General features: G+C 62.1%; 16 protein-coding genes, 1 tRNA gene and 1 pseudogene. 6 read left to right on the top strand and 12 right to left on the bottom strand.

The annotated features are described in order from the left end of the window. The first annotated feature begins 242 nt into the window (after positions 1-242). The 3 genes from ECTOBSL9_RS14955 (at position 243) to ECTOBSL9_RS14950 (ending at position 2,192) form a co-directional block, all read left to right on the top strand. Positions 243-1,709 (top strand): helix-turn-helix domain-containing protein, encoded by a 1,467-nt coding sequence (locus tag ECTOBSL9_RS14955; RefSeq protein WP_063465719.1) that lies wholly within the window; start codon positions 243-245, stop codon positions 1,707-1,709. Then, complete coding sequence (locus tag ECTOBSL9_RS17110) at positions 1,706-1,858, top strand: hypothetical protein (protein ID WP_240481004.1); 153 nt, start codon at positions 1,706-1,708, stop codon at positions 1,856-1,858. Before ECTOBSL9_RS14955 ends, ECTOBSL9_RS17110 begins: the two co-directional genes overlap by 4 nt. 67 nt (positions 1,859-1,925) lie before the next feature. Further along, complete coding sequence (locus tag ECTOBSL9_RS14950; protein ID WP_082829989.1) at positions 1,926-2,192, top strand: transposase; 267 nt, start codon at positions 1,926-1,928, stop codon at positions 2,190-2,192. Between the two features lie 262 nt (positions 2,193-2,454). Here the strand turns inward: ECTOBSL9_RS14950 and ECTOBSL9_RS14945 are convergent. Then, a tRNA-Ala gene (locus ECTOBSL9_RS14945) sits at positions 2,455-2,530 on the bottom strand. Between the two features lie 50 nt (positions 2,531-2,580). Continuing rightward, entirely contained in the window at positions 2,581-4,758 is a 2,178-nt protein-coding gene (glgB, locus tag ECTOBSL9_RS14940) for a 1,4-alpha-glucan branching protein GlgB (protein WP_063465717.1), read from the bottom strand. Positions 4,759-4,950: 192 nt separating this feature from the next. Between glgB and glgC the strand changes: the two genes are divergently transcribed. Genes glgC through malQ form a run of 3 tightly spaced genes read left to right on the top strand, consistent with a single transcriptional unit; the run spans position 4,951 to position 9,496 of the window. Further along, a complete protein-coding gene (glgC, locus tag ECTOBSL9_RS14935; protein WP_063465716.1) occupies positions 4,951-6,216 on the top strand; it encodes a glucose-1-phosphate adenylyltransferase in 1,266 nt (421 codons plus the stop codon). 49 nt (positions 6,217-6,265) lie between these two features. Next, a complete protein-coding gene (locus ECTOBSL9_RS14930) occupies positions 6,266-7,951 on the top strand; it encodes a glycoside hydrolase family 57 protein (RefSeq protein WP_063465715.1) in 1,686 nt (561 codons plus the stop codon). A gap of 51 nt (positions 7,952-8,002) precedes the next feature. Continuing rightward, positions 8,003-9,496, top strand: coding sequence for a 4-alpha-glucanotransferase (malQ, locus tag ECTOBSL9_RS14925; RefSeq protein ID WP_063465714.1), 1,494 nt, complete (start codon positions 8,003-8,005; stop codon positions 9,494-9,496). 37 nt (positions 9,497-9,533) lie between these two features. Here malQ and ECTOBSL9_RS14920 read toward each other — a convergent pair whose 3' ends face one another. From ECTOBSL9_RS14920 to bchF, 10 genes and pseudogenes are all read right to left on the bottom strand, one after another. Further along, positions 9,534-11,099 carry a mucoidy inhibitor MuiA family protein gene (locus ECTOBSL9_RS14920; RefSeq protein ID WP_063465713.1) on the bottom strand — a complete coding sequence of 522 codons (1,566 nt, stop codon included), beginning with the start codon at positions 11,097-11,099 and terminating at the stop codon, positions 9,534-9,536. Between the two features lie 29 nt (positions 11,100-11,128). Then, entirely contained in the window at positions 11,129-11,731 is a 603-nt protein-coding gene (gene bchJ, locus ECTOBSL9_RS14915) for a bacteriochlorophyll 4-vinyl reductase (protein WP_063465712.1), read from the bottom strand. Between the two features lie 9 nt (positions 11,732-11,740). Continuing rightward, positions 11,741-12,612 (bottom strand): annotated as a pseudogene (gene puhE, locus ECTOBSL9_RS16755) (putative photosynthetic complex assembly protein PuhE). A 230-nt stretch (positions 12,613-12,842) separates the two neighbouring features. After that, entirely contained in the window at positions 12,843-13,334 is a 492-nt protein-coding gene (gene puhC / locus ECTOBSL9_RS14900; RefSeq protein WP_063465709.1) for a photosynthetic complex assembly protein PuhC, read from the bottom strand. Continuing rightward, positions 13,334-14,008 carry a photosynthetic complex putative assembly protein PuhB gene (gene puhB / locus ECTOBSL9_RS14895; RefSeq protein WP_063465708.1) on the bottom strand — a complete coding sequence of 225 codons (675 nt, stop codon included), beginning with the start codon at positions 14,006-14,008 and terminating at the stop codon, positions 13,334-13,336. The genes puhC and puhB overlap by 1 nt, the downstream gene beginning before the upstream one ends. After that, positions 14,005-14,829, bottom strand: a complete 825-nt coding sequence (gene puhA / locus ECTOBSL9_RS14890; protein WP_063465707.1) for a photosynthetic reaction center subunit H — start codon at positions 14,827-14,829, stop codon at positions 14,005-14,007. The genes puhB and puhA overlap by 4 nt, the downstream gene beginning before the upstream one ends. A gap of 367 nt (positions 14,830-15,196) precedes the next feature. Beyond that, positions 15,197-15,910, bottom strand: a complete 714-nt coding sequence (gene bchM, locus ECTOBSL9_RS14885) for a magnesium protoporphyrin IX methyltransferase (RefSeq protein WP_063465706.1) — start codon at positions 15,908-15,910, stop codon at positions 15,197-15,199. A 29-nt stretch (positions 15,911-15,939) separates the two neighbouring features. Next, entirely contained in the window at positions 15,940-17,529 is a 1,590-nt protein-coding gene (gene bchB, locus ECTOBSL9_RS14880; protein WP_063465705.1) for a ferredoxin:protochlorophyllide reductase (ATP-dependent) subunit B, read from the bottom strand. Positions 17,530-17,533: 4 nt separating this feature from the next. Further along, positions 17,534-18,826, bottom strand: a complete 1,293-nt coding sequence (locus ECTOBSL9_RS14875) for a ferredoxin:protochlorophyllide reductase (ATP-dependent) subunit N (protein WP_063465704.1) — start codon at positions 18,824-18,826, stop codon at positions 17,534-17,536. Then, positions 18,823-19,350, bottom strand: coding sequence for a 2-vinyl bacteriochlorophyllide hydratase (gene bchF / locus ECTOBSL9_RS14870; protein WP_063465703.1), 528 nt, complete (start codon positions 19,348-19,350; stop codon positions 18,823-18,825). The genes ECTOBSL9_RS14875 and bchF overlap by 4 nt, the downstream gene beginning before the upstream one ends. Positions 19,351-19,734 lie beyond the last annotated feature (384 nt).

Below are 19,734 nucleotides of genomic sequence, written 5' to 3'. Positions count from 1 at the left end.
GGTGCTCGTGCGCGCATGGGAAGTTGAGGCGCCTGGTGTGTTGAGGGAGAATCCTCAAGTTCCTGATGGCCTGCGACCCTCGTGTCCTCCCGGATGGGCCGCAGTTCGGGGTCCACGGGGGTCTGCTCACCCCAGGCGTTTGACCACTCCACCTCGTCCAGCGAGATTGCCCACCAAGTGCTAGACCTGCACGGGGCAATGCTGGCCAATAAGCTGGTTCGTATGCGGTAGGAAATCGCGTGATGATGCACCCAATCGAGGATCTGCTTGCCCAGCCGGAAGGCAAACAGCTGGAGTTCAAGCGCGATCTCTCATCTCCCAAGCCTTTGCTGAAAACCCTGGTGGCCTTCTCCAACACAGCGGGCGGCCAACTCATCGTCGGTGTGGCGGATGATGGCGAAATCGTGGGAGTAGCGGATCCGCTGGACGCGGAAGAGCGTCTGACCAGCCTGATCGCCGACAGCATCTTCCCCCGCCTGCTGCCAAACATCGAGCTGTTCACGGTAGGGGAACACACCCTGCTGCGCATCGAGGTGTTCCTGAGCAGTTCGCGACCCCACTTTCTCAAGGCCCTCGGGCCGGATCATGGCGTGCTGGTCCGACTCGGGTCGAGTAATCGCCAGGCCGATGCGCGCCTGATTGAAGAAATGCAACGCCAGGTGCGCGGAACCAGCTTCGACGCGCAACCCATGACGGAACTGTCGATCGAGGATCTGGACCAGGCGGCCATCCAGCAGGCCTTCGGCAGTGATGCGCCCCTGGGCGAAGCCAAGTTGCGCACCCTGCGGCTGTTGATGCCGTATCAAGGGCGCCTGGTGCCCAGTGTGGGCGGCATCCTGCTGTTTGGTCGTGAGCGTCAGTGGCATTTTTCAGATGCCTGGGTGCAGTGCGGTCGATTTCGTGGCACGGACAAGATCGAGATCTTCGACCAGACGGAGATCCATGAACCCCTGCCGCAAGCCGTCCACAGCATCGAGCTGTTTCTCAAGAAGCATGCCTTCAAGAGCGCGGAGTTCGGGGCCATGCGCCGCCGCGACGTGTGGAGCATCCCGCTGACCATGCTGCGCGAGGCAGTCATCAATGCCCTGGTGCATTGCGACTACTCGCAGCAGGGCAGCCCGATTCGGATCGCGTTTTTCGATGATCGTATCGAGATCGAAAGTCCCGGCCTGCTGATGCCCGGCATGACCATCGACGAGATGAAGCGGGGCGTTTCCATGATTCGCAATCCCGTGATCGCCCGCGTGTTCCGCGAACTCGGGCTGATTGAACAGTGGGGGAGCGGGGTCAAGCGTATCTTTGCCGAGGCGGCGGCCCAGGGGCTGCGTGAGCCTGGCATCGAGGAGATCGCTAACCGCATACGGTTGAGTGTCTGGCTGGCGGCACCATTTGCCATACAAGACGGTGCAGACGTGCCCTCGACAGAGACTCAGTCGATGCCAGTACGGCTAGAGTCGCGGCTAGAGTCGCGGCTAGAGTCGGGGTTGGCGGCCAGAGTGATGCTGACTCTTCAAGAGGCGCCACTGGGCAAGGCCACCATCGCCGAGCGGCTGGGCCATAAGGGAGTGTCCGGTGAACTCAATAAACAGATTCGCCGCTTGCGGCAACAAGATCTGATCGAGATGACGCTGCCTGAGACACCTAACAGTCGCCTTCAGCAGTACCGTATGACCGCAAAGGGCCAGCAATACCTCAAGGATCTCAAATGAACCGCGATCGGGGTGACCTGCTGGCCTGTGAACTGCGGGAAGACGGCAGCGCCACCGTGCGTCGGGTGCAGCCGCTTGATCTCGAATATCTCAGGGCCGTGGAAGGTACCCTCAGCGAATGGGCCTCGGCAGCGGATGAGGAAGCCTAGTACTACAGCCGTAACTGAGTGAGCTATACTGTATGTGATTGATTTTTCAGCGATCACAAGGTGAAGAATGCAACCACAGGATCTTTCTGTCTCAGCATTGTTCAATGGCCTGGCGGAACGTTTAGGTCCGCTCTTTCCCCGCTCGGAAACGCGCGATCGTGCACTATTTTATGTTCAGGGCTTGCTCAGTCATTGCGAACGAAAAAATGGCTGGCACCTCGCCGAATGGCTCGGAGATAAATCCCCAGATGGGGTGCAGTATCTGTTGGATCGTGCCCGCTGGGATGCGGATGCGGCGCGTGATGTCCTCCGCCAGTGGGTCATCGATACATGATAAATTCCCGCACTGTCGGACAGTTTGCGGATTTTTTCGCCGGGCTTGGCGTTACGGATGACAGTGTCGGTGAGGGGCATGGGGGCAACTCTCCGTGGCAGCACCACAGTTGCCCCCAATGTTGCCCCCAGTTGCCCCCAGTTGCCCCCAGTTGCCCCCGGCTGTCAAAGGAACCCCCCGTCCCTTACTGGAAGCCGAAAAAATAAAAAAGCCCGCGTTGACGCGGGCTTAGGAACTTCTTGGGACTTTTCTGGAAGTGTGGTGGTGGAGCGGATGGGAGTCGAACCCACGACCTCAGCAGTGCGATTGCTGCGCTCTCCCAACTGAGCTACCGCCCCGTTCGCGCTGAGTATAAGTCAGCGCGAGGCCTGTTCGCCAGGGGTGATGCTCAGGGGGCAACGGGTTTCAGCAGGATGCCTGCCAGCGGCGGCAGGGTGAGCACCACGGAGTAGGGACGGCCCATCCAGGGCAGGTCTTCGGCCTCTACCTCCAGGTTGCCCAGGTTGCTGCCGCAGTAGAAGTGCGAGTCGGAGTTGAAGATCTCCCGATATCGCCCCGGGGCTGGTACGCCGATACGGTAGCCCTCGCGGGGGGCGGGGGTGAAGTTAAGGGCCGCGAGGATGAAATCGTCCTTCTCTTCCCCCTTGCGGATGAAACTGAGCACCGACTGGGCGGCATCGTGACAGTCGATCCATTCAAAGCCCTGCCATTCGAAATCGAAGTGATGCAGGGCCTTCTCACGGGCGTAGAGGGCGTTGAGATCGGCCACCAATTGCTTCACGCCGGAGTGGAAGGGGAACTGCAGCAGATACCATTCCAGTTCCTTGGCATCGTCCCACTCATTGCCCTGGCCGTATTCGCAGCCCATGAACAGCAGTTTCTTGCCCGGGTAGGACCACATGAGGGTGTACAGCAGGCGCAGGTTGGCGAAGCGCTGCCATTCATCTCCCGGCATGCGGTAGAGCAGGGAGCGCTTGCCGTGCACCACCTCGTCATGGGAGAAGGGCAGAACGAAGTTTTCGGTAAAGGCGTACAGCAGGCCAAAGGTGAGTTGGTCGTGATGGTAGTGGCGGTGGATGGGGTCCTTCTTGAAGTATTCCAGGGTGTCGTTCATCCATCCCATGTTCCACTTGAGTGAGAAGCCCAGCCCTCCGAGCCAGGTGGGGCGCGTCACCTGGGGCCAGGAGGTGGACTCCTCGGCCATGATCAGGGCGCCCGGATGGTTGCCCTGCACGCTGCTGTTGAGATCCCGCAGGAATTCGATGGCGTCCAGGTTTTCCTGGCCTCCAAACTTGTTGGGAATCCATTCGCCTTCTTCCCGGGAGTAGTTCAGGTAGAGCATGGAGGCCACTGCGTCCACCCGCAGGCCATCGATGTGGAACTCTTCCACCCAGTACATGGCGCTGGAGACGAGGAAGTTGCGTACCTCGTTACGCCCGTAGTTGAAGATCAGCGTGCCCCAATCACGGTGCTCGCCCATGCGCGGGTCTTCATGCTCGTACAGGGCGCTACCATCGAACCGGGCCAGGGCGTGGGCATCCCTGGGGAAATGTCCCGGTGCCCAGTCCAATAGCACGCCAACACCGTTTTCGTGACAGTGGTTGACGAAGTCCCGAAAGTCATCGGGGCTGCCAAAACGGCTGGTGGGGGCGTAGTAGCCGGTGGTCTGGTAGCCCCAGGAGCCGTCGAAGGGGTGTTCGGTTACCGGCAGCAGTTCGATGTGGGTGAAACCCATTTCCTTCACATAGGGCACCAGTGCGCGGGCCAGTTCCCGATAGTTGAGGAACTGGCCATCCTCACCAAGACGCCAGGAGCCCAGGTGTACCTCGTAGATGGACATGGGACGGTGCAGCCAGGCATCACCGGCGCGCTCTTTCAGCCATGCCTCGTCGGACCAGGAGAACGGTTCGGGGTCATGGACCACGGCGGCGGTCTGGGGTCGCAACTCGAAACGCTGTCCATAGGGATCGGTCTTTACCAGGGTGGCGCCGGTGTCCCGGTTGCGGATCTCGTACTTGTACAGGGCTCCGGGTTTCAGGCCGGGGATGAAGAACTCCCACACGCCACTGCCTCCGCGCACCCGCATGGTGTGGCAGCGGCCATCCCAGCGGTTGAAGTCGCCCACCACGGAAACCCGTTCGGCGGAGGGGGCCCATACGGCAAAGCGTACCCCCTGGATGCCGTCCACCTCGTGGGCATGGGCCCCCAGGAAGCGATAGGCATGCCAATGCCGGCCTTCGTTGAACAGGTGGATGTCGAAATCCGACACAACGGGCCCGAAGCTATAGGGGTCGTAGCCAACGTGTTCATGGCCATGACCGTCGTTCCAGCGGATGCGATAATGGTCTGGCAGGGCATCCAGGGGGCCACGCCATTCGAATATTCCCCGGTCGTGGACCTTCTCCATGGGCTCGTCCAGGTCGTCAAGGCGGGCCTGGGTGGCGTGGGGCAGGTAGGCACGCACGACCCTCTGTTCCTGTTCCACGTGACTACCCAGCAGACTGAACGGATCATGATGTCTGGCGTCCAGGATGCGTTGAAGGTCTTCACGGTTGGTTGCACGCATGTGGGTTCCCGTCCTGGTTCGGCGGTTGGGCCTGCCTTGATGTGGCGGCCGGAAAATGTAATAGAATCGAAATGATCGCGTACCATGATGGCATGGGGACGCAATGCACCGGTTGGATGCAGCCCGGCGGAAAAAACCTTAACATGCCCCAGGGGCCACGTCCTCCACACACCCGGGTCACAGAAGGCAGGTATGAAACCACAATCCCAACGCTTCGTCAGCCGCATCACCCGAGACACCCTGGCACTCATACTGGCTGGGGGGCGTGGCTCCCGCCTCAAGCAGTTGACCATGTGGCGGGCCAAGCCAGCGGTGCCCTTTGGGGGCAAGTTCCGGATCATCGATTTTCCGCTCTCCAATTGCATCAACTCCGGCATTCGCCAGGTGGGGGTGATCACCCAGTACAAGGCCCACTCCCTGATCCAGCACGTGCAGCGGGGCTGGAGCTTCCTGCGCGGCGAGTTTGGTGAGTTCATCGAGTTGTGGCCGGCCCAGCAGCGCATCGAGACCTCCTGGTACAAGGGGACGGCTGATGCGGTGTTCCAGAATCTGGACATCATCCGTGACCACGATCCCAGCTATGTGCTCATCCTGGCCGGCGACCACATCTACAAGATGGACTATGGCGACATGATCGCCTACCACGTGGAGTCCGGCGCCGACATGACGGTGGGTTGTCTGGAAGTGGACCTGGAGATGGCCCGGGGGTTTGGCGTCATGGCCGTGGATGCCGATGGCCGGGTGGAGCGCTTCGACGAGAAGCCCGAGCACCCAAAGCCCGTCCCCGGCAAGACGGACAAGGCGTTGGCCTCCATGGGCATCTACGTGTTCAACAAGGACTTTCTCTTCCAGCAACTGGTGGCAGATTCCGACACGCCCGGTTCCAGTCACGACTTTGGCAAGGACATCATCCCCAAGGTGCTCAAGTCCAGCCGGGTGATGGCCTATCCGTTCCGCGACGTGCAGACGGGCACACAGGCCTACTGGCGGGATGTGGGTACCATCGATTCCTACTGGAAGGCCAATCTGGAACTGATCGGGGTGACTCCGGAACTCAACCTCTACGATATGGACTGGCCCATCTGGACCTACCAGGAGCAGCTGCCCCCGGCCAAGTTCGTGTTTGATGACGAAGACCGCCGTGGCATGGCCGTGGACTCCATGGTGTCCGGCGGCTGCATCATTTCCGGATCGCTGGTGCGTCACTCCCTGCTGTTCTCCAATGTCACCGTGAACTCCCATGCCCAGGTGACCGATTCGGTCATCCTGCCGGATGTGGATATCGGTCGTAACTGTGTGGTTCACAAGGCCGTGATCGACAAGGGATGCCGGATTCCCGAGGGGATGGTCATCGGACGGGATCGTGAGCAGGATGCCAAACGCTTCTATGTATCCGATGGCGGTGTGACGGTGGTGACACCGGATATGCTCGGCAATATGCCTCATCATGGCGTCTGATCACCCGAATGCGGCCCACCCGCCGTTGCGGGTCGTACTGTGCTGGCACATGCATCAGCCCCAGTACCTGGATGCCCACACCGGTGAATACGCACTGCCCTGGACGTATCTGCACGCCATCAAGGATTACGTGGATATGGCGGCGCACCTGGAGGCAGAGCCGGGTGCCCGGGCGGTAGTGAACTTTGCCCCGATCCTGCTGGATCAGATCGAAGACTACGCCAGCCAGGTAAGCGCCTTTCTCAAGGGTGAGGGCCAGATTCGTGACCCGGTGCTGGCCATGCTGGTGGCCGATCGGCCACCCGATGAACCCTCTCGACGACTCAACCTGGCGGAGGCCTGTATACGTGCCAATCGTCAGCGTCTGATCGAGCCGTTCGGCCCCTACCGCCTGCTGGCGGACATGGTGTCCTGGCTCAAGCAACACCCCGACTACGTGTCCTACCAGGGGGATCACTTCTTCTTTGATCTGGTCACCTGGTATCACCTGGTCTGGCTAGGCGAGACGGTGCGCCGCACTGATCCGCGCATCAAGCCACTGATGGAGCAGGGCCGGGACTTCACGCCGTCGCAACGTCGGTTGCTCCTGGAGGTGATCGATGAACTGCTGGGTGGCCTCCTGGATCGTTACCGCCGCCTGGCGGAATCGGGTCGGGTGGAACTGTCCTTCAGCCCCTATGCCCATCCCATCATGCCGCTGATGCTGGATATGGCATCAGCCCACGAGGCGGCGCCATCGGCGGAATTACCCCTAAGCGGTCAGTATCCTGATGGCCGGGCGCGGGTGCAGTGGCATCTGCAACGGGGGTTGGAGAGCTTCGAGCGGCACTTTGGACTGCGGCCGGCCGGCTGCTGGCCGTCCGAGGGCAGCGTCAGCGATGCGACGCTGGCTCTACTGGACGAGGCGGGTATCCGCTGGTCCGCGTCGGGGGAGGGGGTGCTCACCCATTCCCTCATGCAGGGTCGGGATGAGGAGTTGCCCGAGGACCGTGACTGGCTTTACCAGCCCTATCGTTTTCAGGATCGCGAACTGTCTTTGTTCTTCCGCGATGATGGCCTGTCGGACTCCATTGGGTTTCGGTATACCGACTGGCATGGTGATGACGCCGTGGGGGATTTCGTGCACCACCTGGAGGGGATCGGACAACGCTGGAACCGTGTTCATGGCAGCCAGGGGCGCGGCGCCCTGGTCACGGTGATTCTGGATGGTGAGAATGCCTGGGAGTATTACCCGGCCAACGGCTACTATTTCCTCTCGGCTCTTTACCGTCGGCTTGCGGAACATCCCGACATCGAACTTGCCACGTTTGCCGATTGTCTCAACGTGAGTCCGCGGGAGTCGTTGGGGCATGTGGTGGCAGGGAGCTGGGTATATGGCAACTTCGATACCTGGGTGGGTTCCCGGGACAAGAATCGAGGCTGGGAAATGCTGATCCAGGCCAAACAGTGTTTTGACCGGGTGATGGCCCAGGATCGGCTGACGGCGGCGCAAGTGGAGGCGGCCACCCGGCAACTGGCGGTATGTGAGGGGTCGGACTGGTGCTGGTGGTTTGGCGACTACAACCCGGCGGGTACTGTCAGCCTGTTTGAACGCTTGTATCGCCAACACCTGGTGCACCTCTACCGTCTGCTGGGAGAGGCCCCGCCAGAGGAGCTGTCGCATGTGCTCAGCCGGGGCAGCGGCGAACCCGCCGCCGGTGGCGTGATGCGGCAGGGACAAAAACCTGACGGGTAAGCCCGTCAGTCCGCCGAAGACCCGGAATCCCACGCACAGGACGGAGGAACTGTGGCAGAACACAGCGCCCAAGCATCATCCACGCTGGATCGGCGTCGCGCCGGCATCCTGCTTCACCCCACCTCCCTGCCCGGATCCGGTCGACAGGGCGCGCTGGGGAAGCAGGCCCACCGTTTCGTCGACTTCCTGGCATCTGCCGGGGTCACGGTCTGGCAGGTGCTGCCCCTGAATCAGCCCCACGGGGGCGGTTCGCCCTACCAGTGCATGTCGGTGCATGCCGGCAGCACCCAGTTGATCTGCCTGGCTGATCTACAGGCCCGTGGCTGGCTGTTGGATGATGCCCTGCTGGATGGGCAAGGGGCATTGGATCCCTTCGACTCCCTGGCACTGCGCCAGGCCCATGAGGGTTTCATGGCCGGTGCGAATGGTGATGATCGTCAGGCCTTCGAGGATTTCAAAACGCAACATGCCTTCTGGCTGGAGGACTATGTCCTGTATCTGGCCCTCAAGTGTGAGCATGACCGTGCCCCCTGGTGGGAGTGGGCTCCGGCGCTGCGCGATCGGGAGCCCGGCGCCATGGCGGCGGCGCGGGAGCGGCTGGCCGAGACCCTGGCGCAGTATCGTTTCGAGCAGTTTCTGTTCTATCTGCAATGGGCGGCGGTCAAGCAGCACGCCAACCATCGGGGGATCCTGCTGTTCGGTGATATGCCCATCTTTGTGGCCCATGACAGCGCGGATGTCTGGGCTCATCGCGGGCTCTTTGATCTGGATGATCAAGGGCGACCGGTGCATGTAGCCGGTGTGCCGCCGGATTATTTCTCTGCCACGGGCCAGCGCTGGGGCAACCCTCACTACGACTGGGCACACATGCAGGAGCAGGGTTTTGCCTGGTGGATAGAGCGCATCGGTGCTGCCCTGGAAATGGTGGATCTGATCCGGATCGACCATTTCCGTGGGTTCGAGGCCTACTGGTCCATCCCCATCGAGGACGATACTGCCATGAACGGGCATTGGACCGTGGCGCCGGGCAAGGCCCTGTTCGAGCGCCTGCGGGAGCACTTTGGCACCTTGCCTCTGGTGGCAGAGGATCTGGGGGTGATCACCGACCAGGTGGAAGCCCTGCGGGACGATAACGGTCTGCCGGGGATGAAGATCCTGCATTTTGCCTTCGAGGGCGGGGCGACCAATCCCTATCTGCCCCATCAGCATGTGGCGAATTCGGTGGTCTATACGGGCACCCATGACAATGACACCACCCTGGGGTGGTTCGAGTCCTGTGACGAGCGCCTGCAACATCATGTGCTGGACTATCTGGGGCACCCATCAGAGCCCATGCCCTGGCCGCTGATCCGTAGCGCTCTGGCCTCCGTGGCCCGCCTGGCGGTTGTGCCCATGCAGGACGCCCTGGCGCTGGACGGATCACATCGCATGAATGTTCCCGGCACCACGTCGGACAATTGGGCGTGGCGTTTTCAGTGGGAGGATGTCCCGCAGGAACTCGCCTCCGACCTGCGCCGCCTGGTGGAGTTATACGGGCGGGATTAGCGGGGTTGCAGCCTGCCTTGATGGCGCCGATCAACGGTTAACGCAGTCCTGAGGGTGTGTCCATGTCGTCGGGCCAGGTCACCGTGTACGAGAAGCGCAGGGTGAGTTCCTCGCCCGCTTCGACGGTGCGGTGCCAGGCCAGTAGGCCACGGTCGTCATTCATATCCCGTTCCGAGGGCTCACTGGCGTCATCGGCCAGGGTGACCGTGATGCGCTCGTCGCGGGAGACTGGCAGGCGGTCAAGAAGGGTCACCTCCACATCGCGGCCATGGCTGTTGTGAATGGTCATCAGGTGACTGCGTTGCAGCCTGTTCTGACGCCGAAGGCGGCCTTCCTGACCCTTGTCGTCACGCTCCAGCTGGTAATCAATGCCGACACGCTCGTCCACACCGAAGGCCATGTCCAACTCACTGTTCGGGCGCAGCCCAGCGAGTCGGTGCTGCCCTACCAGTGCGCCATCCTGAAACAGCGTCAGCGGACCCGGCAACAGCGGCGTCTCACCCTCGAAAACGCTTTCGGCAAACAGGTAGGCACGTGGCGCCATCCGGGGCGCGGCGCGCACGGAAAGCCGGGCTTCCATGACCTCTTCACCCAGGTTGTGGCGATGAGGCTGGTTATCCGAGGCGATGTTCACGCGACCGGGCACCCGGTAACGGGCCGTGAAGGTGGTGCCCTCCAGTTGTGCCGTGTCGGCTTCGGCCGCCATGGCCGCCTCCGGCAACGACCTTGAGAGTCGTGTCGTGGTGGGCGCGGGCCTGGGGACGTCCAGATACCAGGGCGGTGGTACCGGCAGATACCCTCCCAGTCGAGGCTGGGCCGTGGACAGGTACAAGGGGATATCCGACCAGTCCTGACCGGTGTTCTGACGCACCTCGGCACGCTGGATCAAGCGCAGTTCCTGGGTATCGGTGTCCAGGCGGGCCTCGTAAAGCGGAGTCCAGCGGGCGTCGGGTACGGTGTATTCCAGGGTGACGGTGGCACTGGCCGCTTCAGGGCTGTGATAGTGAATGCGTGCCTGTAGGCTGTCGCGTCGGCCACTCTGGAGTTGCTCAAGCTCGCGGCGCACGCGCTCGATATCGGCTTCCAGGGTGCGGCGGGCCCGTTCCTGTTGGTGGATCGCGTCGAGAACGCCCAGGGCCCCTTCGCCCACCCGCTCCCAGGCCTGTGGCCATTCGGCGCTGTCTGGCAGGGCCTCCGGGTGCGTGCCCAGTTGCTCAATCAGGCGCATCTGCACCTGGTGGGCACGAATCCGATCGTCGATGTGGCGCTTTTCATCCTCCAGCTCCTGGAGTTGCTCTGTCAGCGCCTGTTCACGTGGGTGGGCGAGATCCCGTCCCGGGATGGTTCGGGTCTCCAAGGCCCCCAGCCGCATCCCCTGTGGCCCGCTGGCCCGCACGCTCACGGTGTTTACATCCAGCCGGGTGGGCAACCCATCAATGCTGAGGATACCTTCTCCCGCCTCCAGGGTCAGTTCCTTTTCCATGGTGATTCCGGCCCGGTCCGGGTAGACGGTCACCTGGGTGATCTGCCCGGCCTGGGTGGGGAGGGCAATGGCCAGGGTCATCAAGGCGGTGCAAACAACAGGCTGGAGAGCGCGATGCATGATGGATTCCTGTCAGGCCGCGGCCAATTTCATTGCCAACGCACCTCGAACACGCAGTGGGCGGCACCTGCGGCGGCGCATTGTGTTTCCGTGACCCGGGTTTCGGGGTGTACCAGCACCTGGAACAGCCGCTGGAAGGTGCCCGCATAGTAATCGCAGACCGGGTGCGCAGACTGCGCACCCCGGCACAGGGGGCTGTTGGTGATGGTCAGCGTCAGGTTGGGTCGATGGTGGACCTGGAACTGGCCACTGCCAGCAAAGGTCCAGGCATTGCGCTCGATGGCTTTGAGCAGGATGCGGCTGGACGGGCCCGCGGGGAGGAGTTTCAGGATGGACTGCACCGGTTTGGGAATGCGGTTGGCCAGCAGGTAATCGCCGGTGAGGTGACCTGCCTCCAAGGACACGGCGGCAGCCTGCTCCGGGGAGAGCGCTTCTCGCAGCGCCCCATGCAGTGCCGTCACGTCGCGCTCGTCCACCATGGTGGTGGGCGGGTGCGTCAGATGATCGGTGAGCCCTGCGGCCTCGAATAGGCGTTCCGTCACCTGCTCATCATGCTGGTGGCGCAGGGCCTGGGCCATGCGAGTGATGGAGTTTGGCCCGATCCGGGCCACGGCTGGATTCTGTTCGGTCATGGTGTGCAGTCAGTAACGGAGGCGACTGGGACTGACAGTCAGGCCCGGCGAGGGGGAATTCTTGTCCGGGTCGTTAGCCGCCTTGATGGTTGGGTAGATGGGCCTGAAATGGGCTTCATCGGGTTGGCGCGAGCGCAGCGCCCAGTTCCAGAGGGCCTGGGAGGGCAGGGGCAACACCAGGAACCAGTGTTCCAGGATCGCGAGGACCAGGAGTATCGCCAGGAAGGTCGCGCCCGCCACCTGGTGGGTGGTGGCAGCTGGGTCCATGGCCGTCTGCACGATCAATACCGCGACGATGGTGGAGGCGGTGACCGAGATCGGGAAGAGCAGGTTCATGGGCTTCTTGCGGAAATAGCTTTCCAGATAGCGCAGATGATCGGGTAACCACTCTTCATTGAGGTTGCGAACACCCAGGAATACATTGAGCTTGGTGCTTGTTCGCATCACCCAAAGTATGAGGAAGGTGTATAGCCCCACCATGTTGGCTCCCCCCAGGTGACCAGCACAATGGCCAGGGCTGCGATGATGAGGGCGAACTCATGGTAAAGGATGGCCTGAACGGCATAGATGAATCGTCGCCAGCCCTGGGCGCCTTCAGGGCAACGACTGCGCCGGGAGCCGGTGATCATACCCATGAGGAAGCTCATTTCCACCCAACCCCAGAGGATGATGGCACCTGTGAAGGCCACATAGGCCCCAAAGAGTGTTTCCTGTTGAGCGGTCAGAGCCAGGGCGTATAGCGCGATGCCCGCGAGCACCGAGGCACCCAGCATGCTCCAGCGGTAGGTCCGTTGTGGCAGACCGTCCAGATAGATGATGGCTCCGGTGCTGAACCACCAGAGGAATACGACATAGAGGATAGGCAGACCGTATTGAATCACCGGCCCCTCACCGTGCACAGGTCATGGACACCCGGGCGGGCGTTGTCGTGGATAGTGGGTCGGGCAAAGCGGTTGCCACGGTGCCGTTCATCGCTGGGTTCTCCTCATTTTCCCGGCACGCATGGGATCCCGGGGAACTGGGTTCGACTGCGGCCTGAGTCGATGGGCAAAACTTTACCGTCTTTTGGCTATCGGTGGCGAGTCCCGCGGGGCGCCGCTAAGGAGAAGGCTCAGGAATCTTGAGCCGAATCAAGTAGCTCTGCAAAAGCGGCGGCGTTGGTGGAGCCAAACGCGTTGAGCTTGTAGCGGTTGCCGGTCACGGGATCTTCAAGGCTCAGACCACCGTCCGACCAACGAGTCAGCAGGAAGGGTAGATCTTCATGGTCATCCACATGCCGACGGTCCAGGGCAATGATGCGCAAGACAGTGCGCATGAAGCCACCGCCACTGGGTTCGATGAGCTTGAGCACCTGGTCGGTGTCGGCGTCGACAATCTCCATGTAGCCGCCGGGCTTCTCACGGGGGTGCAAGCGTACGGATTGCACGACCTCCAGATCCTGCTCGACCGGTTCCGCTGTTGCGGCGGGTTCTGTCGAGGCTGGAGGGGAGACGGCGCTGCTGGCCAGGTAGTACACGCCGAAGGCGATGGCCAGGAGAATAACGCCGATTCCTGGAAACAGAAATCGGCGCTGAGAACGGGAGGAACCGTTGGAGTCAGTCATCAGGCGGTTTCACCGGCTGTTTGTCGGTGGGTCTGAGGTGCAGGCCCTGATTCGGCTGATTCAGCCTGGTCCGGGTTTTCGGCACGGCGCTTCTGATCTTCGGCCATGGCCTTGGCCAGGATATCCGCCACGCGCCGGGCATTGGGTACACCGCGTAGCATGGGCTGCGGCACCATCCAGCGCCAGGGTTTCACGTGCGGCCAGAGAATGATGTACGAGACACGCTCCGGCGGAATGAGTACCAGCGGAATATCACCCGTGCCGTCCTTGTAGAGCTTGGCCGAGGCGGACTCAATCACGGAATAGGGCAGGTTCACACTCATCTGCAGTGCCACGCCAAAACGTATGACGATGCGCTGATTGGTGATGGTGTAGACCGAGGCCCTCGCCGTGAGCCAGGCCAACAGCAACAACAGGCCGACGGCAGTCACTGACAGGGTGAGCAGGAAGCTGGTGGAAGCGAGGGCCGCCACGAGGGACTGCGTTTCGCCATAGGTGAAGATGGCGCGCAGGCCGATCAGTATGGCCAGATAGAGAATGACCTTTCTGACGTGAAATGCCCGAATGGCGAAGGTGCTCCAATGGGGAGCACCTTGCCACAAAATGCGCTCCCCCGAAGGGGGGAGCTCAGGCAGACCACGTATCGGTTCAGCGGCGTGGTCGTCGTGACTCACAGCAGGGCTTCCCTACGCTCCGGGGATGCATAGAAGTGACCACCACCGAAGTAGGCCATGATGCGGTCTTCTTCCAGACGCGTCACGCTCTCCATGCTCTTGGTAGAAGGAGCATCGGCGAAGTGTTTGGCCATCACGGAAACCACACGAACCTCATAGGGGCGGCCGTCCTTCAGGCGCTGATCCATGGGCAGCTTGGGATCGGCATACTTGGCACGGGTCACCTTGGAGAGGAACATGGGCACCAGGATGCGGCGGGAACTACCCTTGACTTCCACCTCCAGGTAGCGGGGCATGGCCTCGGAGCGGTCGACCCACACGTCGCGAACGGTACCGGCGGGCTTGTCGTCAGCGGCGAACACGGTCATGCCGCGGGGATCAGGATCCTTCTTGGAGATCCCGAAGCCATGCTTGGTGATCCGCATGGGCACGATGCGGGGCTCGCCGTTCATGGTGACGTCGGGCTCATCGGCACGGTTGGCCCAGGAGGAGGGACCGACGCCATCGATCATGGGGTTGCCAGTGGGATCCAGGGGGGCACCGGGGAAGGGCCAGGCCGGCTTGGCGTGGATCTCACGGGTATCAGGATTGCCGTTGGCAATGATGAAGGAACCGCCGTCCATGGTGGGGTATTCCTTGGGACCCGGGGCGGCCGGGTAGCCTTGTACGGTAATGTGGGGGGAGCGGTCAGACTCCAGCGGGTAACCTTCCCGCTTGTTCTCCCGATGTAGATACCAGACTAGACCTGCGAAGAACAGCCAGAAGACGTACAGGGTGACCTGTGCGACGTCCATATATTCAGTAATGGCACCGGTTGGCATTGCTTTTCCTCCAAGTTTCGGGTGGGTTAGCCGCGTGAAATGGCTGGACCGAACCTCGATCAAGATTGCTTTCGGGTGACGCCCCCGCCATGCATGGGCGGCCCGAAGGCGTTGGGTGATACAAACAACATCAAATTCACTAGATTTTAGACCACAACATCGCCAATTTCCGGGTCTTGAGGCCCCCTCGACCCGAAAAACCTTGCTTTCCCAAGCGCCCCAGGCATTGGGTGCCCCATGCGGGCGCACGTCAGCTTTGGAGCGCTACTTTGAGATAATGCCAGACAAACCGTCGGGGTGTTGGTGTGAGCTGACTTGAGCATGATCTGGATCAGCTTCGTCGGTCAAAGGCCGGAAACAGGACGGATCAGGCCGAAGATCCTCGCTTGAGCTCGAGGGCCTGTGAGGTATAAAAGCCCCGTGAGATTCGTCGGGTACGCTCCGCACGCCACTCGTCCAGGGAGGGTTCTTCCCCAATCAGGCGCAGCAACTTTTTCTCGGCCACCGGCTCGATGGCCGGGGAACGGTCGCTCTTGGGGAACAGCTTGCCCACGGCGTGCATGACCGACAGGGCCGGGGTGCGAGGGGCGAAGGTGAACAGGATGGCGGCATGGGTGCGGCTGGTAAGACCGGCCAGCACGCCCACAATGTCATGGGCCTTGTAATGGATGAAGGAATCCATGGCCACCACATAGTCGAATTCACCCAGTTCAGGATTGAGGAAATCACCTACGCGGAAGTCGATTCGTCCTTCGCCCAGGTCCTCTGCCTCGGCCCGCTCACGGGCCATGTCCACCAGGTTGCCGGCCAGGTCAATGGCCACAACCTGGGCGCCGCGCTGGGCGGCGGCCACGGAGAGCATGCCGGTACCGCAACCGGCATCGAGCAGCCACTTGCCGCTGAGGTCGTCGGGCAGCCAGTCCAGCAGGTTTTGGCGCATCTCTTCGCGCCCGGCGCGCACGGTGGCACGCACGCGACCGACGGGGGTGTCGGAGGTCAGCTTTTTCCAGGCATCCACCGCGGTGCGGTCGAAGTAGGTCTCGAGCTGACCCCGGCGTTTTTGATAAGAGGGCGTTGGCATCAGTGGAATCCGTTGGCTTGGCTAACGCATCAGCGCCCGAAGTGGGCCTTGGCGTCATACAGCGTGTCGATGGAGATCTCGTGGAGACCCTTTTCCTTGGCAAAGCGTTCGGTGTTGCGACGGGCCTTGCCGCGCACGAAGAAGGGGATCTTGCGAAGCTCCTTCTCGGCATCGGCCGACCACACGGGCTCACCGTCCTGGACGGGCTCGGGGGCAGCGTCGGTCGCCATGGCTTCTGGTTGTGCTTCCGCCGGAGCAGCCGCCACGCGACGCTCGGTTGTTCCGGTGCCGCCCAGGTGTGAGGGGGCCGCCTCGGCATGGAATTCAAAGTCTTCCCGGAACATGCCCAGCAGGTGCTCCTCCAGGCCCATCATCAGCGGGTGGACCCAGGTGTCGAACAGGACGTTGGCGCCACCAAATCCCATCTGCGGGGCGTAGCGGGCCGGGAAATCCTGCACGTGTACCGGGGCGGAGATCACGGCGCAGCCCACGCCCAGACGTTTGGAGATGTGTCGCTCCATCTGGGTGCCGAGCACGAGTTCGGGTTGCAACTCTGCCACCTGGGCTTCCACTTCGAGATAGTCGTCAGTAATGAGCGGCGTCACATCGTAGAGCTTGGCGGCCTCGCGTACCTCGCGGGCGAACTCGCGGCTGTAGGTGCCAAGGCCTACCACCTTGAAGCCGAACTCTTCAGTGGCCACACGGGCGGCGGCTACGGCGTGGGTGGCGTCGCCGAAAATGAAGACGCGTTTTCCGGTCAGGTAGTTGGAGTCCACCGAGCGAGAGTACCAGGGCAGGCGCGACTGGGCGTTCTCCAGGGCCGGACCAGGATCCACCTGGGCGATCCCGGCGACCTCCTGAATGAACTCCCGGGTGGCGCCCACGCCGATGGGGATCACGCGCGTGTAGGGCTGCTTGAAGGTCCGCTCAAGCCATTTGGCGGTGGTCTGGGCGATTTCCGGATACAGCACCACGTTGAAGTCGGCCTCGCCCAGGCGGGCGATATCGGCCGGGGTGGAACCCATGGGAGCGGTCACGTGAACGTCAATGCCCAGGCTGTCCAGTAGCTGGGTGATTTCCTGGATGTCGTCCCGATGGCGAAAACCCAGGGCCGTGGGGCCGAGCAGGTTGCACCGGGGTCGACGGGAACCGGCATCATCCGCGGGGCGGGTGTCCGCATTGCCAGCCAGTGAGCGCACCAATTGATAAAAGGTTTCAGAGGCGCCCCAGTTTTCCTTGCGCGAATAGGAGGGCAGTTCCAGGGGGATGGCGGGTACCGGCAGGCCGAGAGTCTGCGACAGGCCGCCCGGGTCGTCCTGGATCAGTTCGGCGGTGCAGGACGACCCCACCAGCAAGGCCTGAGGCTTGAAGCGCTCGTAGGCCTCGATGGCGGTGTTGCGGAACAACTCCGCCGTATCCTGACCCAGATCACGGGCCTGGAATGTGGTGTAGGTCACCGGGGGGCGCTGATTGCGCCGCTCGATCATGGTGAACAGCAGGTCCGCATAGGTGTCCCCCTGGGGGGCATGCAGGACATAGTGCAGACGTTCCATGCCGGTGGCCACGCGCATGGCGCCCACGTGGGGTGGCCCTTCATAGGTCCATACCGTCAGTTGCACGAAATCAGACCCTCAATTTGGCTCGGCGCATCAGCGGCCGGGCAAACAGTTCAGCAAGATCGGCCGCCTGATCGTAGCCCTGAATCGGGGTGAAGACCAGTTCGATCGACCATTTGGTTGTCATGCCTTCCGCCTCCAGCGGATTGGCCAGGCCCAGGCCGCAGACCACGACGTCCGGGTGTGCCTCGCGGCAGCGGTCCAGCTGCTTGTCCAGGTGCTGTCCTTCGCTCAGGCAGGTGTCCTTTGGCAGCATGGCCAACTCCTCGGCCAGGTGCTGGCGATGCAGGTAGGGCGTACCCACCTCCACCAGTTCCATGCCCGCTTCACGGTGCAGGAAACGAGCCAGGGGGATTTCCAGTTGGGAGTCCGGGAACAGGAAGATGCGCTTGCCCTTGAGTTCCTCGGCGATATGAGACAGACCGCGTCGTGCCCGCTCAATACCCGGCGCGGTCACCTTATCGAAGAGCGCCGGATCCACACCGAAGGCATCGGCTGCGGCCCGCAACCACCCGGTCGTGCCTTCCACCCCGAGCGGGAACGGGGCTGGCAGGCGAGTGGCACCCAGGCCCTCCAGGGCGCGCGCGGCCTCATTGAGGAAGGGCTGGGCCAGTATATAACGTGTGTTCGGACCCACCGCCGGCAATTGATCGGAACGCCGGGCCGGGAGGTAGCGCACATCATTGATGCCCATCTCGGCGAACAAGCGGGTGAACTGATCCTCGACGATATCCGCCAGGGAACCCACCACCAGCAGCGAGGCGGGATCGGCGTCGGTCTCCCGGGGGAGCTCCGGCACCAGGGCGGCGAGGCAGGTGTCCTCGCCCTGAGTGAAGGTGGTCTCGATGCCGCTGCCGGTGTAGTTGAGCACCCGTACCTGGGGCATGTGCTGCTGGGACAGGCGGGAGGCGGCCCTTTCAAGATCCAGCTTGATGACTTCGGAGGGGCAGGAACCCACCAGGAACAGCATGCGGATATCCGGGCGGCGCTCCAGCAGCCGCGCCACAACGCGGTCCAGTTCCTCGTTGGCATCTGCCAGGCCGGCCAGGTCGCGCTCTTCGATCAGAGCCGTGCCGAAACGGGGTTCGGCGAAGATCATGACGCCTGCCGCCGATTGCATCAGGTGGGCGCAGGTACGTGAACCCACCACAAGGAAGAAGGCATCCTGAATCTTGCGATGCAGCCAGATGATGCTGGTCAGGCCGCAGAAAACCGCATGCGGGCCACGCTCGCGGATGATGTTGAAGTCCACGGTCTGCTCCGGGCCGCCGCTGCTGGAAGATTGCACTGGAACGGTCATTTGGAAGATTCCCCACCGGAGGTCGCGGCTTGTGCCCGTTTCGCCTCAGCCTCGCCCAGGCGGGCAGCGCGCAGCTTGATCAGAAACTGGGCTGCATTGACCACATACACGGCATAGGCCACAAGCGCCAGATACATCTGCTGCTCCACGGTCAGGAAGGTCCAGAACAGGGATGCCATGTAAATTGTGTGCAGGGCAATCACCATCATGCTGACCATGTCTTCCCAGAAGAAGGCCTTGGCAAAAAGGTAATGACCGAATACCACCTTCTCCCAGATCGCACCGGTCACCATGATGGTGTAAAGGATGAGGGTTTTGATGACGATGGAGGCGTGTGCCAGCCACAGCCCTTCCCCGGTCATCAGGTAGCGCAATACCAGCCAGGTACTGACGATGAAGACCAGGAACTGCAACGGTGCCAGTATGCCTTGCACGAGGGTCCACGGGGTTTCATCCCGCCGCCGACGCTCCTCGGGGGTGTACAGGGGGCGGGTCTTGCGATCCCCGGCTCCGGCGTGCTGCATCGGGTATTTCTCCAGTCAACTCAACGTGGTGCGCTGAGTTTGTACAAGCCCCCCGGCTTTGTCAATCAAGCTGGACGTAAGGATTGGTTGACAATCCCGAATGTCCTAACCATGATTTTCGTAGGTGAAAACGTCCGCAGGCCTGCTAAACTGCCTCCGTTGATGATGTCCGGACTAGCGGTTGGGTTTTCCGGGTAGGTGGGAGGACCGCGTCGTTTCAGGCGGTCCGCTTTCAGCCTTTGGGGGAGATGTATGGTCACTGCGAGACGTCAGCTTGGTCGCGAGGGTGGGGAGTCCACGCCGAACCCGGGACGGGAGGCCGACCGAAACGCTACGACTCGGCGTGACGCAGGAGCGGATGGGGCCTCTCGGTCGCCGGTGCCC

The sequence above is a fragment of the Ectothiorhodospira sp. BSL-9 genome (assembly GCF_001632845.1).
Taxonomy (GTDB): Bacteria; Pseudomonadota; Gammaproteobacteria; order Ectothiorhodospirales; family Ectothiorhodospiraceae; genus Ectothiorhodospira.
Note: the sequence above shows the minus strand (reverse complement) of the source record. Positions and strands in the feature narration are given on the sequence as shown.

What these genes read in the sequence shown, in the direction of transcription:
- ECTOBSL9_RS14955 (WP_063465719.1), top strand. Translation starts at nt 243, where the DNA reads ATGATGCACCCAATCGAGGATCTGCTTGCCCAGCCGGAAGGCAAACAG.
- ECTOBSL9_RS17110 (WP_240481004.1), top strand. Translation starts at nt 1,706, where the DNA reads ATGAACCGCGATCGGGGTGACCTGCTGGCCTGTGAACTGCGGGAAGAC.
- ECTOBSL9_RS14950 (WP_082829989.1), top strand. Translation starts at nt 1,926, where the DNA reads ATGCAACCACAGGATCTTTCTGTCTCAGCATTGTTCAATGGCCTGGCG.
- glgB (WP_063465717.1), bottom strand. Translation starts at nt 4,758, where the DNA reads ATGCGTGCAACCAACCGTGAAGACCTTCAACGCATCCTGGACGCCAGA.
- glgC (WP_063465716.1), top strand. Translation starts at nt 4,951, where the DNA reads ATGAAACCACAATCCCAACGCTTCGTCAGCCGCATCACCCGAGACACC.
- ECTOBSL9_RS14930 (WP_063465715.1), top strand. Translation starts at nt 6,266, where the DNA reads ATGCATCAGCCCCAGTACCTGGATGCCCACACCGGTGAATACGCACTG.
- ECTOBSL9_RS14920 (WP_063465713.1), bottom strand. Translation starts at nt 11,099, where the DNA reads ATGCATCGCGCTCTCCAGCCTGTTGTTTGCACCGCCTTGATGACCCTG.
- bchJ (WP_063465712.1), bottom strand. Translation starts at nt 11,731, where the DNA reads ATGACCGAACAGAATCCAGCCGTGGCCCGGATCGGGCCAAACTCCATC.
- puhC (WP_063465709.1), bottom strand. Translation starts at nt 13,334, where the DNA reads ATGACTGACTCCAACGGTTCCTCCCGTTCTCAGCGCCGATTTCTGTTT.
- puhA (WP_063465707.1), bottom strand. Translation starts at nt 14,829, where the DNA reads ATGCCAACCGGTGCCATTACTGAATATATGGACGTCGCACAGGTCACC.
- bchM (WP_063465706.1), bottom strand. Translation starts at nt 15,910, where the DNA reads ATGCCAACGCCCTCTTATCAAAAACGCCGGGGTCAGCTCGAGACCTAC.
- ECTOBSL9_RS14875 (WP_063465704.1), bottom strand. Translation starts at nt 18,826, where the DNA reads ATGACCGTTCCAGTGCAATCTTCCAGCAGCGGCGGCCCGGAGCAGACC.
- bchF (WP_063465703.1), bottom strand. Translation starts at nt 19,350, where the DNA reads ATGCAGCACGCCGGAGCCGGGGATCGCAAGACCCGCCCCCTGTACACC.